Below are 16,088 nucleotides of genomic sequence, written 5' to 3' on the forward strand. Positions count from 1 at the left end.
AAGAGGCACCCACATGACAAAATCCCTGCTAGCTGCCCTGATTGGCTGCGCATGCATGACAGGTCTGGCCCAGGCTCAGGCCCTCGATAACAGCTGGTATCTGGGGGGAAAGGCCGGTTGGTCCCACTTCTACGGGGTCGATTACGACGGTCAGATCAAAGATATCGTCGATCTTGTCGAACCGGACAAGCAGGAGAGTGACCTGGGGCTGGGTGGCTTCATTGGTTATCAGTTGAACCCGAATCTGGGCTTTGAGCTGGGTTATGACTGGCTAGGCAAGTACCAGCTGGACAAGTCCGCCTCCCAGGGCACCGAGTCGGCCAGGATCGATGGCGAAGCCAAGGCGCAGATGGTGCAGGCCACCATGAGAATCAGCCTGCCTGCCACCCCGGCGCTGGACATCTATGGCCGTTTGGGCGGCGCCTATGCCTGGACTGAAAGCGCCTTCTCTGCCAGCTATCAAGACGCAGCCAATCCCTCCAGCAATGCGTCATCTTCCAGTACCGGGCACAAGTACCATGGCGCAGCCTTCGTCGGCGCCCTCGGCGCCGAATACGCCTTCAATCCCAGTTGGGCGCTGCGCCTCGAATACCAATACACCACCCCCCTTGGCAATACCTCCCCTGGCGAGTCAGGCATAGAGCTGGATAACGGCCTGTTCGCCCTGGGGCTGGTCTACCGCTTCGGACAGGGGGGAGAGGAGGTGGTGGCGGCCAGTCCGGCACCGGCCGCGGTCGTCCCCGCCACCGTCATCATGCAGCAGCGTTTCACCCTGAGTTCGGATGTACTGTTCGAATTCAACAAGGCGAGCCTCAGGCCCGAGGCCAACCAGGCGCTGGACACCCTGTTCCAGCAGATAGTGGCGGCCAACCCCCAGGACGGCATAGCAACAGTGGTGGGTCACACAGATAGACTGGGCGCGGATGACTACAACCAGAACCTGTCCGAGCTGCGTGCCCGTTCCGTAGCCGATGCGCTGATCGGCCGTGGCTGGCCGGCAGAAAAGATGCAAGTGGAAGGGCGAGGCGAGCGGGAACCCATCACCGCCAACCAGTGCAACAGTGGCAGCAAGTCTGAACTCATCGTCTGTCTGGCGCCGGATCGCCGGGTCGAGGTCAAGCTGAACGGCATTGGCGAGGGGTCGCCGCAATAACCCATGAGAAAAACAGAAATAAGAGAGCGCCATACAGGTGCTCTCAGAATGACGAATGATGGAGGGTTAGTGTATTAGGAATTGATGAATTTCCACGTGAGGCCATTTTTCATATTTTATGGTCCCGTTTATCTAGCCGTTAGCATCTAAACGGACGAGTAAAAATCAGGCAGCACGCATCATAGTTACCGTGAGAAAGTTCGTGACATCTTATCGAGGATGTCTAAATATTGAGGCTGCCACATTAATTAACATCTATTACATGTGCATTATTTATGCTCCTATTTAATCGCCGAAGCATTATCTAATCTATAAAAATTTCGGAGTGGCTCCCCCTTTGCCTGCAAACGACAACTTACTGTAAAATAAGATAATGCATGCAAGCTGATAAATTTAAATCGTTATGGTATCAGACGCCCCGTATGGGGGGGGGTCATAATTAATTTCATATATTTTCGATTTATTTACCTTCATTGGAGGGTGATATTTGTGCAGTAAATGCTGGCTTTGTCATTTATTTTCGCGAGCAGGTAAATCGTTTGGGTTGTCAAGGGAAATGATGAGTAAAAATGATGATATCTAATAAAACTGCAGTTTAGGCATTGGTTATGTGGCAGGACGCTGCTGACTGTAAATAAGTTAGGCAAGGAATAGTATGAATAAATCGTTTCGTCTTACCGCTCTTAGTTGTGCTTTTATGATTGCCGCTGGCTGCAGCTCGCAGCAGATGCAAGATTTCAACGCGACCGTCAACGATATTGGGAAAAATTATGGGATGCCCGTACTTTGCGGTGCAGGCATGATTGCTGGTGGCGTCACCGGGTATGCACTCAGTGGTAAAGACGGTGTAGTGGCAGGTGCTGCCATTGGCGGGGCCCTCGGCTGCGCCGCTGGATATGCATGGCAATCTCGGCTGCGTGAGCTGGACCGTATTGCTCAGGAAGAGAATCTCAAGATAACTACAGAACAGCTGACGCTCGCCGAGCCAACAGTGGTGACGGCTGTACCGCAGAATGCTGGCTTAGTCGCTCAGATCCCGGACACTGGTATGTTTGCGATTGGCTCTGAGCAGCTGACAGAGAGCGGCCAGCGCGTTGTGACGAAGTTAGCTCAGGTTTATGCCAAAACTCAGACTACCGACCAAGCCGATGTGTCCAAGGAGCTTCAATCGCGTCGAATTCTCATCGTAGGTCACAGTGATGCGACTGGTCCTGCAGATTTGAATCAGAAATTGTCTGAACGCCGAGCTCAAACAGTCGGCAAGGTATTGGTGAAGGCGGGTATTCCTGCCACCTCTATTTATTACCAAGGAGCTGGTTCTTCTCGTCCCATTGCAGATAACAGCGATTTGCTGCTTCGTGGCCAGAATCGCCGGGTCGAGATCGTCGAACTCGCGAACGAACAGGCTCTGGTGATGCGGGCTCAGTCCGAAGAGGGCAATACCAGATATCTGCGTTATGGAGCTTCCGATACCGCCAAGCCTAATATGGCCGCGTCCAAATCGGCAGGCCAGCCCGCAAGCAGTCCAAGCAAGGTGGCGGGTTCTCAGAAAACAACGGCTAGTCAAGCCACCGCTAAACAAAGCTTACCTGACACCAACGTGGCCAAGACAGCACCCAAGACCAAGCCCGCCGTGGACTTTGGTGGCAGCCCGGCTGATGCCTATCAGTGGAATATGGCCCAGAATATCAAACCCAAGGCGAGTGGTTTTGCCCTAATCAGCAATGCTTATGCGAGTGACATGCCGATGTCGAGTTGTGAAGCGGATAAACCGCGCAGTGCTGGACAAGTGTTGAGCATGGCAAATGACAAGCCGCTTGAACGTCATGCCACCAAGGAGTACATGCCGGGCTATAACAACCGTGTCTGGGCCAATACCGTCAACGGTCATCTGGTGACTGTCTCTCCGGTTTCCATCTTGCGTGATAATGCCAAGGTCGATCGTCAGCCAATCCTGCAGGTTGTTCAGGGCTACAAGAGCTCAGGCCAGAAAAAGGCCCAAACCCTCAAGGCTGTGGCCAACACTTACGAAGGCGAGAGTGAAGTGCTTTACCGTGTCTTCGCCAGCGACCCCAAGGCATCTGTGTCCTGCATGGATCTTGTGTTCAGTAAAGGTAACGCCAAGGTAAGCCAAGGCGCCCTGTTCTATCCGTCTGGTTCAGAGGCCTACGTGGCTTCGTACATGCCAATCCCCGCCACCAATTCCAAGTAAGAAAACGGAGTACCTTATTAGTGGAAGATTTCTCTCTGGCAGCGCTTAAAGCGTTGATCCTCGCCAATCAAATGCTGACTGTTGGCATTATTTCATTTCTTTTGAGCGCCGTTGTGGTGTGGAAGCACTGGGAAAATGTGTCCTACTTCCTGATCCGGGTATGGCACAGCCTTCCTCTGATTGGCACTGTTGCTCGCCTTTCGCGCAAACCGGCCTCTGTCGATGGGGATGGCTGGATAAACCACGAAGTGACCCTGTCGAATGTGTACTACCGCGAATATAAAAAATATATGAAAGGCCCGGAGGCTTACAACGCCTCCTTGGACTACTTGGCAAAGGCAGGGGAGGCTGGCCGTTCCCCGCGTCCTGCGTGGGTGCTTATTTTGGTATTGGTTTTGGTAGTAGTCGAGGCCATGGGGTTTGCCTATGTGCTTGCAGGCTGGATGAACATGGATGCCTCAACCAATGATCGTCACTTGCTGACGGCAGGTGCTGCGCTCTTGCTTGCTGTTGTGTCGGCACTCTTAGCGGAAGTTGCTGGGCACTCTCTGCATCATAATGGTCTGATTGCCCGTGCTCGTCATTGGTGGCAAGGTGAAGAACCTTCCAAACGCTCTCGTACCCTGAAGGCCAACAAAGCGATCAATCTGGAGGATTCCTTCTCGGACTCTGACAAACCGGATTATGAGCAGCTATTGGCCCGCCTGAAGGATGTAAACTCAGGCGTGACTCGCAAGTTCTTCTGGTTGGCTGTCTGTGCGGCTTTTGTTACCTCTATGGCTGTGGGGGCCTTCGTGGTTCGTTCTGCCACCCTAGACAGTATCGAAACCGAGATGGTTAACAGTATGCGTGCAGAAGTGACTGCACAGAATGAGAGCAGTATTGGTTCGCCGTTTGATCTGCCGGAGGAGTCACAAGCCATTAACAGTGAGGCTGACGAGGCCACCATTGAAGACAAAATGCAGGCCATCCGTGAAGCTAGCCTGACGACGTACGTCATGTTGTCACTGATCTACATCGCTATCCAAGGCATCAGTATCTGGCTTGCCAGCAAATACTACTTTGCGGGAACGCACTCCCAGGCAGCTTGGCGCTTGACCCACGAGTATGCCACTGCCGAGGAAATGCTGGACGCAATGGATCAGCAGCGAACGGCCATTGCCAGCCATGCTGATGATAAGCTGCGCCGTCTTCAGACCTTGCTGTCTAGCCGTGACCACACCAACTCAGGTGTGTTGGGTGCACTGGAAGGGGAAAATTCTGCCCATCGCAACTTTTTGGCCTTTGTTAAGTTCAAGGCGGGCAAAGTATCGTCCAGGCCAACCACCCAAGCGGTACAGGTAGAGCAAGCCACTCAGCTGGCCCCTGTGGTACCAGCAGCACCTCAAGCTGAGATTGTCCCAATCCCTGTGCCTGTTGCAGCAGTCCCGACCCAGGTAGTATCCGATATCAAGGCATCCGATTTTCATGATGTCACCGGTTTACCTGAGGAAAATCTAGCCGCAGCCAGTCGCGCACTGGGGGTGGATGAAGCTCAACTGCGTGATATCCGTGAGCAGCAAATGGCCCTCAAGACCCTCGGCCTGTTCCCAACCAAGCAGAGTGCCTAATCGTGAAAATCACCAAGCTATTACTACTGGCGTTGACGCTGCCCTGCGCAGCCTTGGCCGCCGACCGTAACGATATGCAGAGCTGCTATGAACGCAATGGCCTGACCGATATCAAGCCTGCGGGTAGCGGTCGCGAGCTGGTGGTCATCATCGACCAGACCATTCCTATGCCTGATGATCTGCAACGTAGCAGTTGGGGGCAGATCGATCGGTTCGTACAGACCGGTGATCGCGTCAAGCTCTATACCTTCTCCGCCTTCTTACCTGGCGAATACCTTCGCCTGGCCTACGCAGGACAACTGGATATGCCGTTGGAGGGGGAGATCCGGGATGATGTCAGCATGCGCAAATTGCGCAGCCTGGACACCTGCCTGGCGACACAAACAAAGGTCTTTCGTAGCGGCTTTGGCAAGCAGTTCGTGAAAGCATTGCGTGAAGCTCGTCAGGACATCCCAAAGAGCGAGATCATGAACTCTCTGCGTAAAGTGGGTGAGGATATGAGGATGGAGCAAGGGATCAGCGATCGTGTTGTGTTCCTGATTTCGGACATGCTTGAGCATTCTGATTACACCAGCTTCTACGCGACTAACAAGATCAAGCAGTTGAATGTGAGCGATGAGCTCAAGCTGGCAAAGAGCAAGGCGCTGTTTGCTGATTTGCAGGGCGCCCGGGTCTATGTTGCTGGCGCAGGACTAGTGACTGACTCGGTGAAGCATGCTTATCGCTCCGGCAAGACCATGGATGCACTCGGCGACTTCTGGTTCCAGTATTTTGAAGGCTCAAATGCGGCACTTTCAAATTTTGGCACCCCAAGCCTCAGCACTGACCTGCGCTGACACTAATAGCGTATTGGTAGTGGGATGCCCATTGGGGAGCCCCTCATTACCCTGCGCAATTAGGTCTGTATCAGATTAACAAGGTTAAAAACCAGAAGAGACAAAGCAGGGAGGCCAAGCCTCCCTGTTTTGTTGCGTGGTCGGCGTCAGGCCAGGGCCGGAGCTGGCTTGCGGCTCAGCCGACGATATCCTGCGGCGATCACTATCAACAGCAGGGCGCCGGGCAGCACCGTCTGCCAGAGGAAGGGCCAGGACTGGGCCGTGAGCAGCACCAGCAGCGGATTGGCACCAGCGGGGGGATGTATCAGCCCCAGCCCTTGCATCAGCACGATGGCGAGCCCCACGCCGAGGGCCAGCTTGATCTCGAGTGGCAGGGGCAACCCCTGCACCAACAGACCCACTGCGGCGGCGAGCAGGTGACCACCCAGCACGTTTTGCGGGCGCGCGAGCGGGCTCTGTGGCAGGGAGAACAGCAACACGCAGCTCGCCCCAAAAGGTGCCATCAGCAGGGGCAGCTGCCAACCCAGATCCAGCCAGCCAAGCAGGGCTATGGCCAGACTGGCCCCCAGTCCCGCCAGCAAGGCGTTTTGCCATCGTTTCCATTCCATCTCTGTTCTCCTGATGTGTTGCGGGTGCCTTGACCCAGGTTGAGACATTAGGTAGACAGATCGGTGTACTTCAAGGGGAAATAGATGATGAGCGAGAAACGGCAGCAATTGATGGCGACCGCCTACCGGCTGTTCAACCGCCATGGCTTTCACGCCACCGGCATAGATCGCATCTGGGCAGAGGCGGGCAGCACCAAACGTACCCTCTATCGCCACTTTCCCACCAAGGATGCCCTGATCGAAGCCGTCCTGACGGCCCGCGATGTCGAATTCTTTGCCCTGCTCGACACCAGACTGGCCGGTGTCTCCGGCCGGGAGGCCAGGTTGGAGGCCCTGCTCGATGGTTTCGCCGACTGGTTTGGCCGCAGCGATTTCTACGGCTGCAACTTTATCAATGCCAGCGCCGAGTTTGGCGATCCGCGCCACCCGGTACGCAAGCTGGTGGCGGCGCACAAGCGTGCCCTGCTGCTGTGGGTGAGTCAGAACCTGGACTGTGATGAGCAGGCCGCGACCAGGCTCTGCCTGCTGCTGGAGGGAGCGGTCGTGATGACGCACAGCTATCAGCAGGCTGAGGCGTTGAGTCAGGTTCGCCCCCTGGCATGGGCCCTGCTCGGCCAGTCCCTGGGGGAAACAGGGCCATGTCATGGCAGGATGGCAAACAAGATCAATGAGTTAACGACAAGGAGTCCAGAATGAGCAAGGTGGCACTGATCACGGGGGCGAGTCGCGGCATAGGGGCCGCCACCGCCCGGTTATTGGCGCAGCAGGGGGACCGGCTCTGTCTCAACTATCTGCGCGAAGCGGCCCGCGCCGAGGCGCTGGCCGAAGCGTTGAGGGCCCAGGGGACCGAGGTGATCACCATAGGGGCCGATCTCGCCGAGGAGGGGGAGGTGGTGCGGCTGTTCCAGACCCTTGACGCGCACTTCGGCGGCCTCGATGCCCTGGTCAACAATGCGGGCATCTTGCTGCCCCAGAGCCGGGTCGAAGATCTCGACGCCGCCCGCATCAACCGTTTGTTGACCACCAATGTCACCAGCCAGTTTCTCTGCTGCCGGGAGGCGGTGCGGCGCATGTCCCATCGCCACGGTGGCCGGGGTGGCGCCATCGTCAACGTCTCCTCGGCGGCGGCCCGGCTGGGCTCGCCCCATGAATATGTGGACTATGCCGCCAGCAAGGGAGCCATAGACACACTGACCCGGGGCTTGTCACTGGAGGTGGCGGGAGAGGGGATCCGGGTCAACTGCGTGCGGCCCGGCTTTATCCACACCGAGATGCACGGGGATGGCGGCGAGCCGGACAGGGTGGCCCGCCTGGCGCCCCAGATCCCCATGGGGCGCGGGGGTGAGCCGGTCGAGGTCGCCGCCGCCATTCGCTGGCTGCTGAGCGATGAGGCGTCCTATGTCACCGGTGCCTTCATCGATCTTGCAGGGGGGCGCTGAGGCGCGATCCCCCGCATGGGGTTGGTCAAGCTGACCAACTTGTGGTCTGAATGGCTCTTTAATGGCCCATGGAATGCGGCGGTTTAAGGGTATTTTTTATATAAATCAGTCTGTTATGTTTTGGCATAAGGATTGCGATAAAGGGGCAAGGGAGAGGCCCATGGGGGCCCCTGGCAGCAAGGATGAACAAGATGAAACAGATAGTGGCCATGGTACTGGCATTGGGACTGGCGGGGTGCAGCTGGCAAGACGATGAGATAGTGCGAGGCCAGGGCTCCCCGGTCGTTCAGCAGCTGCCCCTTGGCGACAGGATCGACAGCATATTGGCCGTGGTGCCAGCGGACATCACCCTGGTGCCCGGCACGCAGCGCGGGATCCGGTTGGAGGGGCAGGAAAATCTCTTGCCCTATCTGACCTTCAGCGAGAGTGGCCGCAAGCTGGAGATAGAGGTCAAGGAGGGTTACCGCCTCGACCCCGGCGAGCGACTCAAGGTGACCATCACGCTGCCTGCCCTGCGGGCATTGGCGCTGGCGGGCAGCGGCCGGGGCGAGATCGGCGCCTTCGAGGGAGATGAGCTGAGCCTCTCCCTGGCGGGGTCGGGGGGGATCCGCGCCAACCGACTGGCGATGAAGCGCCTGGAGGGCAACATCGCCGGCTCAGGGGATCTCGAGCTGATCCAGGGTCATGCGGACAGCCTCACCTTCAACATCGCTGGCTCCGGCGGCATAGAGGCTGCGGAGCTGGTGGCACGGGAGGTCGAGATCAATATCGCTGGCAGCGGAGATGTGGCGGTACATGCCGCGCAGAGGCTGACAGCTACCATCGCCGGTTCCGGCAACATCGACTACTGGGGGAGACCCGAGATAGAGAGCGAGATCCAGGGGTCGGGACAACTGGTGCGCCAGGGCGGCTGAACGCCAGGCTGGATGTCGATGCAACAGGGCCCTGACGGGCCCGTTTCGTTTATTGTGCCTGCCCATCAGGGGAGGGCGAGCCCTGCCTGCGTCGTCCCCCTGCCCTGTGGCTGCATGGCGGTTCAGGCGAGGGGAAGCTGCAGCTCCCTGTCGGCGTTGAGCCGCATCAGCAGCCACTGCATCCCGGCGAGGTGCTGGTGGTCATGACTGACCAGCAGACGCACCAGGCCATCCAGGGTGATCTCCCCATAGTTGCCATAATGGGCCCGTCGCCCCCAGGCCGAGGGGGGCAGCCCCTGGAGCCAGGTGACTGTGTGAGTGCGGGCGGCGCGAAAGCGGGCCAGTTGCACGGCGGGATCCTGATGGGGATAGTCATTGTCCTGGGCCAGCTGATAGCCATCGAGGGACGCCAGCTCGGGCCGGGTCTCCTCCAGGGTGCGCATAAAGCGCACCTGATAGCCTTGGGTCTCTATGTCCAGCAGGTGACAGAGGTGGCCCAGAGCCGAGAAGCGCTCGGAGGGAATACCGGCCCAGTTGGCCGGCTCCCAGTTCAGGTGATCGTCAGGCACCTGGTCGAACAGCTGCTCGAATCGGTCAGGCATGGCCAGCAGGGTGGTGAAGATGGGCATGTCAGCCTCCGGTTGTGATGGCATTGGCCAGCAGGGTCCCGATCGCCGCGACCAGCAGGGTGTTGGCGAGTACCAGCCAGAAGGCGAAGCGGATCAGGCTCTGCTCCTCCTCATGGCTCCCCTTGGCCAGGCCGATCAGCAGGGCGACCATGGGCAGGGAGCCCAGGGCGGCATGACCAGCGGCACTGTTCTGGACGGCTGCCATGATGGGTAGCAGCGACTCGGCGAGGGGCAGGTGCGCGATGGAAGGCATGACGATGGCATTGCCGCCGACGTTGGAACCCGTGATGTAGCCAGACAGACCGCCGAACAGGGCGATCAGGGGGCTCAGCAGGCTGGCGTTCAGCTCGCTCAGGCCCTGATTTATGCTGGTCAGGAAGCCAGCCTTGACCAGCAGCTGGGACATGAAGAGGAAGAAGAGGATGGTGAGCAGGGGGCGCTTGGCCCGGGTGAACCAGGCCTGACTCAGCTGCTGGCTACCCTCTCTGGCGATAAGCAGCAAGCTGACGCAGAGCAGCGCCAGACCAGGGGAGGCGAGGGGCTTCCAGCTGACCTGATTGCCCTGGATCACCAGGAGATCGGCGATGCCAAACAGGGCGTTGAGTCCCTTGAGCAGCAAGATGGCCGCCAGCAAGGCGAGGTAGGGCCACGCCTGACGGGGAAACTGGAGCCGGGCCTGCTCCTTGAAACGGGCCCAGGCCAGTCCGGCCAGCAGTATGGTACCACCGGCACCGACCCCCGCTATCTCGGGCCCAGCCGTGCGGCTGATGAAGTGCAGCAGCACGATGAAGAGCCCGGCCATGGCGCAGCCTGCCAGATAGACCAGGGGGTTCTTCTGCCCCATCAGCCAGAGGGCCAGGCAGATGGCCAGCATGAAGACAGGGGCGCTGGTCCAGGCGGCCCAGGCGCCAAGCGTCTCTGCGGGCAGACCCGCCAGGGCCGCCCCTATGACGGTGGCCAGCCCCAGGGTGCCCCAGGGCATGATGCACATGCCGGTGAGGGCGATGCGTAGCGCCACCTGGCGATCCAGCAGGGCCAGCAGCAGAGGAACCGTGGCGATCAGCGAGACCCCGAAGCCGGTCATGGACTCGAGCAGGGGAGCCAGCCCAAGCACGACGAAGACCCCGAGTGCGGCCCCCCGCCAGCCGAGCCCGCTCACCCAGCCCTCCAGGGCCTGATTGGCCCTGATACGCTCGAGGTAGATGACGAACAGCAAGCCCGGGGCTATCACGCAGGCCGTGCTCAGGAAGAGCACAGTGCTGTCTTGCAGCACCCGCACCAGGGTCGCGGGGAGGAAGGGATCCGCCAGGCCGCCCAGCCACAGGGCCAGGGTCAGCAGGGATCCCATCAGGGCCGCCTGCACCGGCGGGCGTTTCAGCCCCATGATGAGGGAGATCACCAGCAGTATGGGGGAGAGTTGGATGAGGGCAATCATGATAGGATCTCGTAATGGGGGTAAGGGTGACGAAAGAGTCTTGGCGATTTTCTAGCACGCCGGTAGATGAGATTCAAGGTGGTCCACTTTGTGTGTGGTTAGCATAAACATTTGTTTTTAATTGGATTAATGAAGGTTAATACTGCTGGGGTTGATCCGCTGGCGCCATCTGTCGGCGCCCAGCTGGGGGTTCTGGCGGCGATGCCGTGGGGTGCGCGGTTGGGGGAGGGGGCACCATATCTGCTGCGCCTGCTCGGGCTGGCAAGATTTAATGTCAGGCAAAATATCTGCGATGGGGGTGAGAAAAGGGCGCAGGAGGCCGGGAAGGGAAGTGAGGGGGCAAATGTCGGCAGACAGCTCGGGAAGAGGAGGGCAGTTGGGCTGCCCTCGATACGCGGGGCGATCAGGGGCGATCGAGCAGATGCTCGGCGTGAAAGCGCAGGTGCGCTTCGATGAAGCTCGCCACGAAGAAGTAGCTGTGATCGTAGCCAGCATGACGGTGCAGTTCCAGAGGCCACGCTTTGGCCTCGGCGGCTTCCGCCAGGGCATCGATACCGAGCTGCTCGTCGAGGAAAGGATCGTCCAGGCCGACATCGACCCGGGTGGGCAGCGCCTGGCAATCATGATGACGCAGCAGCTGGCAGCTATCCCACTCCTGCCACAGCAGGGGGTTGTTGCCGAGGTAGGCGCCGAGGGCCTTCTGGCCCCAGGGGGCGCGGCTCGGGTGGCTGATGGGGCTGAAGGCCGACACCGAGCGGTAGCGGCCCGGCTCGCGCAGGGCGGCGATCAGGGCACCATGACCTCCCATGGAGTGACCGCTGATGGCGCGGCGATTCGAGATGGGGAAGTGGGTCTCGATGAGGGCGGGCAGCTCCCGGGTGACGTAGTCATACATCTGGTAATGCTCGCGCCAGGGGGACTGGGTGGCGTTGACGTAAAAACCCGCGCCCTTGCCGAGGTCGTAACCGGCATCGTCGGGCACCTGCTCACCCCTGGGGCTGGTGTCCGGTGCCACCAGGGCGATGCCCAGTTCGGCGGCGATGCGCTGGGCACCGGCTTTTTGCATGAAATTCTCGTCGGTGCAGGTGAGGCCCGAGAGCCAGTAGAGCACGGGTACCTTCTGGCCGGTCAGGGCCTGAGGCGGCAGATAGACGGCGAAGCGCATCTCGCAGCCGAGCAGGTTCGATTCGTGACGATACTGCTTGTGCCAGCCATCGAAGCTCTTGTTGCTGGCGATGATATCTAACGACATCTGGGATCTCCTGCGCCATGGGGCGCCTGGGATGAACGAATAGGGGCGGGGATAACCCCGCCCCTGCTGACTCAGTAGTGGATGACGGTGCGGATGCTCTTGCCTTCATGCATCAGCTCAAACGCCTCGTTGATCTGCTCCAGCGCCATGGTGTGGGTGATGAAGTCATCCAGCCGGAACTCACCCTGCATGTAGCGCTGTACATAGCTCGGCAACTCGCTGCGACCACGCACGCCGCCGAAGGCGCTGCCGCGCCAGACTCGGCCGGTGACCAGTTGGAACGGACGGGTGCTGATCTCCTGACCGGCCCCGGCCACGCCGATGATGACCGACTCGCCCCAGCCCTTGTGGCAGCACTCGAGTGCGGCGCGCATCACCTTGACGTTGCCGATGCACTCGAACGAGAAGTCGACGCCGCCGTCGGTCATCTCGACGATCACCTCCTGGATGGGCTTGTCATAGTCGTTCGGGTTGATGCAGTCGGTGGCGCCGAGCTTGCGGGCAAGCGGAAACTTGCTCTCGTTGATGTCGATGGCGATGATGCGACCGGCCTTGGCCAGACGGGCGCCGATCACGGCGGAGAGGCCGATGCCCCCCAGCCCGAAGATGGCGACGCTCTCACCCTCTTTGACCTTGGCGGTGTTCATCACGGCGCCTATGCCGGTGGTGACGCCGCAGCCGAGCAGGCACACCTCTTCCAGGGGCGCGGCCGGGTCCACCTTGGCGATGGAGATCTCGGGCAGCACAGTGTATTCGCTGAAGGTGGAGGTGCCCATGTAGTGATAGATGGGCTGACCATTGCAGGAGAAACGGGTGGTGCCGTCCGGCATCAAGCCCTTGCCCTGGGTGGTGCGGATCTTCTGGCACAGGTTGGTCTTGCCGGATTTGCAGAACTTGCACTCGCCGCATTCGGGGGTGTAGAGCGGGATCACGTGATCGCCGACCTTGACGCTGGTAACCCCCGCGCCGACGGATTCGACGATGCCGCCCCCCTCATGGCCCAGGATGCAGGGGAAGACCCCTTCCGGATCTTCACCGGACAGGGTGAAGGCATCGGTGTGGCAGACGCCGGTGGCGACAATGCGTACCCGCACTTCACCGGCCTGGGGCGGCATCACCTCAATCTCTTCGATGGAGAGGGGCTGACCCGAACCCCAGGCGATGGCGGCCTTGCACTTGATGCTCTGTACCTGTGCCATAAAGACTCCTCTGGTTGTGCGCGTTGGCGGATGAAATAAAAAGAGGGTCTGCTGACCCGAACCTCAGTGTAGTTTCCCGCTGATTTGGTGATAATGGGGTCAAATATCAAATCACTTTTACACATAGGTAATAATGTTCGGTTGGGAAGGGGTCTGTGAATTTGTCAGCGTGGCGGAGCAGGGGGGCTTTACCCCGGCGGCCAGAGAGCTGGGGGTGTCGGTGGCCCAGGTCAGCCGCCAGGTGGCGCAGCTCGAAGACAGGCTGCAGGCCAAGTTGCTGCTGCGCACCACTCGTCAGGTGCGGCTCACCGAGCTTGGCGAGATCTATTACCGCCACTGCCGTCAGCTGCTCGACAACCTCTACGAAGCCGAGCTGGCCCTGGGACGGCATCAGGCCCAGCCCCAGGGGTTGCTGCGCATCACGGCCCCCGTCTCCTATGGCGAGAGCCGCATCGCCCCCCTGGTCAACGACTTCATGGTGCGCTACCCGGCCCTGGAGGTGACCCTCAACCTCACCAATCAGCTGCTGGATCTGGTGCACGATGGTTACGATCTGGCGATCCGGCTCGGTCACCTCAAGGATTCGAGCCTGGTGGCGCGCCGTCTGGCAGGACGGGTGCCCTATGTGTGTGCCTCCCCGGGCTACACGGCGAGTCGGGGCATGCCCAACAGCCTCTCGGAATTGAGCCGCCACACCTGCCTGCTCGGCAACGGTGACGAGTGGCACTTCACCCTGGATGGCCGCCCGTACAGCGTGCGGGTGCGCGGCCTGCTCAAGTGCAACAGCGGCCATGCCCTGATGGATGCGGCCCTCAAGGGGATAGGCATAGTGCAATTGCCCGATTACTACGTCAGCGATCACCTGGCCGCCGGTCGCCTCATCGAGTTGCTGCCCGAGATGCGGGCCCCCGAAGAGGGGATCTGGGCCCTCTACCCGCAGAATCGTCACCTATCCCCCAAGGTGCGACTGTTGGTGGACTATCTGGCCGAGCGGCTCGACCAGCCCGGCCAGCCTTCCCTGGCACCGCCTATCGGCTGAAGGGCCAGGCTTGGGCAGACTGGTTGTGAGTGATGATGAGACTAGAAGGAGGCCAGCGGATGGTTCTGACTAGACTATGCCTGTATGATTATTTTGCTTCATATGAGCCTCTCTTGGTGTAACCTATTTGGCACATCAGACCTGTTCAGGCTTGGTTTCACCTCTTTTTATGGATAAGGGACAGATAAAAATGAAAGGCACGGTAATTGATTTCAATGAGGCCAACCGGACTGGCTTGATTTCGGCAGATGATGGTAAACGATATCAACTTGATATGAGTGAATGGAAAGGAAGCCAGCGCCCAAAAAGTGGATTAAAAGTTGATTTTTCTGTTGAAGGAGAGGACGCAAAGGCTATCTACGTAGTGGCCTCTAATATTGTTGGGTCGAAGAAAGTAGCAGCTGCATTATTTGCTTTTTTTCTAGGCGCCTTTGGTGCGCATAAATTTTATCTTGGCTACACCAAGCAAGGTGTAATCATGCTGCTGATTTTTTTGTTTGGCTTTATCCTGCTCGGTTTTCCGTCGATGGTTATCGGTATTATTGCCTTCGTCGAATTCGTTATTTATCTTTCAAAATCAGATGAAGAATTTGAACAAACCTATGTAATAGATAAGAAAGTATGGTTCTAACTAATTAATCACATTGATAAATCGTAGTTCCTTACAAGTAGGGTTCAGATTGAGAAAGAGCCCACTCTTTGAAAAGAGTGGGCTCTTTTTATAGGCCCATCCGCCGCGTAAGTGTCGGGTGCGATAAGTCTAAGACCAGCCACTTGAATGGGAAGGCTAGTCCTATTCCCGCTCCTTCACATAGGGGGTGCCGAGGGCCTTGGGGGCCACTGCCTTGCCGATGAAGCCGGCCAGCAGGAACACGGTCAGCACATAGGGCAGCGCCTCTATGGCCTGCACCGGGATAGGGAAGTCGCCGATGCTGACCCCCTGCAACCGGATGGCGACCGCGTCGAGGAAGCCAAACAGCAGACAGGCCGCCATGGCACTCCAGGGGCGCCACTTGCCGAACACCAGGGCGGCCAGCGCCATGAAGCCCTTGCCCGCGCTCATGTTGGGGATGAACTGGGCGGTCTGGGCCACCGCCAGGTAGGTGCCGCCAATACCCGCCAGCAGGCCGCCGATGATGAGCGCCGTGTAACGCATCTTCACCACTGAGATACCTGCGGTATCCACGGCGGCCGGGGCCTCGCCCACCGCCCGCAGCCGCAGGCCGAAGCGGGTACGGAACAGCACCCACCAGGCCAGGGGCACACAGGCAAAGGCCACGTACTCCAGCAGGGAGTGGCCGCTCAGCAGCTCGCTGTAGAGCTGGCCGATGACGGGCACGTCATAGAGCTCCTTGGCGTAGGGCAGGTCGATGGGGGCGAAACGGGCCGCGCCGGACAGCGCCGGGGTCTGGCCGCCCTGATCGAACCAGTAACGGCCAAGGGTGACGGTCAGACCGGCTGCCAGTATGTTGATGGCCATGCCGCTCACCACCTGATCGCCGCGATGGGTGATGGTGGCAAAGCCGTGCAGCAGGGCGAACAGGATGGCGACGCCAGCCCCGGCGCCCAGGCCTATCCAGGCGGAGCCTGAGACAGCGGCCGCCGCGCCGCTGGCGAAGGCGGCAGCCAGCAGCTTGCCCTCCAGGGCAATATTGACCACACCGGCGCGCTCGCAAAACATCCCCGCCATGGCCGCCAGGATCAGGGGTGGCGCGGTACGTATGGTGGCGTCCAGCATCAATATCAGTGTCTCAAACATGAT

General features: G+C 59.2%; 15 protein-coding genes. 9 read left to right on the forward strand and 6 right to left on the reverse strand.

Annotated elements, in window-relative coordinates:
• The first annotated feature begins 13 nt into the window (after positions 1-13).
• From ompA to BN1130_RS01605, 4 genes are all read left to right on the forward strand, one after another.
• Positions 14-1,153, forward strand: coding sequence for a porin OmpA (gene ompA / locus BN1130_RS01590; protein WP_042039866.1), 1,140 nt, complete (start codon positions 14-16; stop codon positions 1,151-1,153).
• Between the two features lie 655 nt (positions 1,154-1,808).
• Positions 1,809-3,365, forward strand: coding sequence for an OmpA family protein (locus tag BN1130_RS01595; protein ID WP_042039867.1), 1,557 nt, complete (start codon positions 1,809-1,811; stop codon positions 3,363-3,365).
• A 20-nt stretch (positions 3,366-3,385) separates the two neighbouring features.
• Positions 3,386-4,975, forward strand: coding sequence for a hypothetical protein (locus BN1130_RS01600; RefSeq protein ID WP_042039868.1), 1,590 nt, complete (start codon positions 3,386-3,388; stop codon positions 4,973-4,975).
• A gap of 2 nt (positions 4,976-4,977) precedes the next feature.
• Positions 4,978-5,811: a hypothetical protein gene (locus BN1130_RS01605; RefSeq protein ID WP_042039869.1), complete on the forward strand. Its 834-nt coding sequence runs from the start codon at positions 4,978-4,980 to the stop codon at positions 5,809-5,811.
• A gap of 146 nt (positions 5,812-5,957) precedes the next feature.
• Here the strand turns inward: BN1130_RS01605 and BN1130_RS01610 are convergent, their stop codons facing one another.
• The gene (locus BN1130_RS01610) at positions 5,958-6,419 is read right to left on the reverse strand and encodes an HPP family protein (RefSeq protein ID WP_157013851.1); all 462 of its coding nucleotides are present in this window, start codon (positions 6,417-6,419) and stop codon (positions 5,958-5,960) included.
• Between the two features lie 87 nt (positions 6,420-6,506).
• Between BN1130_RS01610 and BN1130_RS01615 the strand changes: the two genes are divergently transcribed.
• From BN1130_RS01615 to BN1130_RS01625, 3 genes are all read left to right on the forward strand, one after another.
• Positions 6,507-7,115 (forward strand): TetR/AcrR family transcriptional regulator, encoded by a 609-nt coding sequence (locus tag BN1130_RS01615; protein WP_042039953.1) that lies wholly within the window; start codon positions 6,507-6,509, stop codon positions 7,113-7,115.
• On the forward strand, positions 7,112-7,858 hold the full coding sequence (locus tag BN1130_RS01620) for an SDR family oxidoreductase (protein WP_042039870.1): 747 nt from the start codon (positions 7,112-7,114) through the stop codon (positions 7,856-7,858). Before BN1130_RS01615 ends, BN1130_RS01620 begins: the two co-directional genes overlap by 4 nt.
• A gap of 191 nt (positions 7,859-8,049) precedes the next feature.
• Positions 8,050-8,772 carry a head GIN domain-containing protein gene (locus BN1130_RS01625; protein WP_042039871.1) on the forward strand — a complete coding sequence of 241 codons (723 nt, stop codon included), beginning with the start codon at positions 8,050-8,052 and terminating at the stop codon, positions 8,770-8,772.
• A gap of 122 nt (positions 8,773-8,894) precedes the next feature.
• Here the strand turns inward: BN1130_RS01625 and BN1130_RS01630 are convergent, their stop codons facing one another.
• The 4 genes from BN1130_RS01630 to BN1130_RS01645 form a co-directional block, all read right to left on the reverse strand.
• The gene (locus tag BN1130_RS01630) at positions 8,895-9,401 is read right to left on the reverse strand and encodes a DinB family protein (RefSeq protein WP_042039872.1); all 507 of its coding nucleotides are present in this window, start codon (positions 9,399-9,401) and stop codon (positions 8,895-8,897) included.
• A gap of 1 nt (position 9,402) precedes the next feature.
• Complete coding sequence (locus tag BN1130_RS01635; RefSeq protein WP_042039873.1) at positions 9,403-10,836, reverse strand: L-lactate permease; 1,434 nt, start codon at positions 10,834-10,836, stop codon at positions 9,403-9,405.
• Between the two features lie 403 nt (positions 10,837-11,239).
• A complete protein-coding gene (gene fghA, locus BN1130_RS01640) occupies positions 11,240-12,088 on the reverse strand; it encodes an S-formylglutathione hydrolase (RefSeq protein WP_042039874.1) in 849 nt (282 codons plus the stop codon).
• Between the two features lie 71 nt (positions 12,089-12,159).
• Complete coding sequence (locus BN1130_RS01645; protein WP_042039875.1) at positions 12,160-13,287, reverse strand: S-(hydroxymethyl)glutathione dehydrogenase/class III alcohol dehydrogenase; 1,128 nt, start codon at positions 13,285-13,287, stop codon at positions 12,160-12,162.
• 133 nt (positions 13,288-13,420) lie between these two features.
• On the opposite strand from BN1130_RS01645, the gene BN1130_RS01650 reads away from it, so the two are divergent.
• Together BN1130_RS01650 and BN1130_RS01655 are read left to right on the forward strand one after the other, a co-directional pair.
• Positions 13,421-14,326 carry a LysR substrate-binding domain-containing protein gene (locus tag BN1130_RS01650; protein WP_042039876.1) on the forward strand — a complete coding sequence of 302 codons (906 nt, stop codon included), beginning with the start codon at positions 13,421-13,423 and terminating at the stop codon, positions 14,324-14,326.
• Between the two features lie 127 nt (positions 14,327-14,453).
• Entirely contained in the window at positions 14,454-14,957 is a 504-nt protein-coding gene (locus tag BN1130_RS01655; protein WP_232301908.1) for a TM2 domain-containing protein, read from the forward strand.
• A gap of 162 nt (positions 14,958-15,119) precedes the next feature.
• Here BN1130_RS01655 and BN1130_RS01660 read toward each other — a convergent pair whose 3' ends face one another.
• Positions 15,120-16,085, reverse strand: coding sequence for an ABC transporter permease (locus BN1130_RS01660; protein ID WP_042039878.1), 966 nt, complete (start codon positions 16,083-16,085; stop codon positions 15,120-15,122).
• Between the last annotated feature and the right edge of the window lie 3 nt (positions 16,086-16,088).

This window comes from Aeromonas rivuli, assembly GCF_000820045.1.
GTDB classification, from domain to species: Bacteria; Pseudomonadota; Gammaproteobacteria; order Enterobacterales; family Aeromonadaceae; genus Aeromonas; species Aeromonas rivuli.

Bases quoted from the DNA above. Each gene is read 5' to 3' on its own strand.
- BN1130_RS01660 (WP_042039878.1), bottom strand. From the start codon at position 16,085: ATGTTTGAGACACTGATATTGATGCTGGACGCCACCATACGTACCGCG.
- BN1130_RS01635 (WP_042039873.1), bottom strand. From the start codon at position 10,836: ATGATTGCCCTCATCCAACTCTCCCCCATACTGCTGGTGATCTCCCTC.
- BN1130_RS01610 (WP_157013851.1), bottom strand. From the start codon at position 6,419: ATGGAATGGAAACGATGGCAAAACGCCTTGCTGGCGGGACTGGGGGCC.
- BN1130_RS01645 (WP_042039875.1), bottom strand. From the start codon at position 13,287: ATGGCACAGGTACAGAGCATCAAGTGCAAGGCCGCCATCGCCTGGGGT.
- BN1130_RS01630 (WP_042039872.1), bottom strand. From the start codon at position 9,401: ATGCCCATCTTCACCACCCTGCTGGCCATGCCTGACCGATTCGAGCAG.
- BN1130_RS01625 (WP_042039871.1), top strand. From the start codon at position 8,050: ATGAAACAGATAGTGGCCATGGTACTGGCATTGGGACTGGCGGGGTGC.
- BN1130_RS01620 (WP_042039870.1), top strand. From the start codon at position 7,112: ATGAGCAAGGTGGCACTGATCACGGGGGCGAGTCGCGGCATAGGGGCC.
- BN1130_RS01650 (WP_042039876.1), top strand. From the start codon at position 13,421: ATGTTCGGTTGGGAAGGGGTCTGTGAATTTGTCAGCGTGGCGGAGCAG.
- BN1130_RS01595 (WP_042039867.1), top strand. From the start codon at position 1,809: ATGAATAAATCGTTTCGTCTTACCGCTCTTAGTTGTGCTTTTATGATT.
- fghA (WP_042039874.1), bottom strand. From the start codon at position 12,088: ATGTCGTTAGATATCATCGCCAGCAACAAGAGCTTCGATGGCTGGCAC.
- ompA (WP_042039866.1), top strand. From the start codon at position 14: ATGACAAAATCCCTGCTAGCTGCCCTGATTGGCTGCGCATGCATGACA.
- BN1130_RS01615 (WP_042039953.1), top strand. From the start codon at position 6,507: ATGAGCGAGAAACGGCAGCAATTGATGGCGACCGCCTACCGGCTGTTC.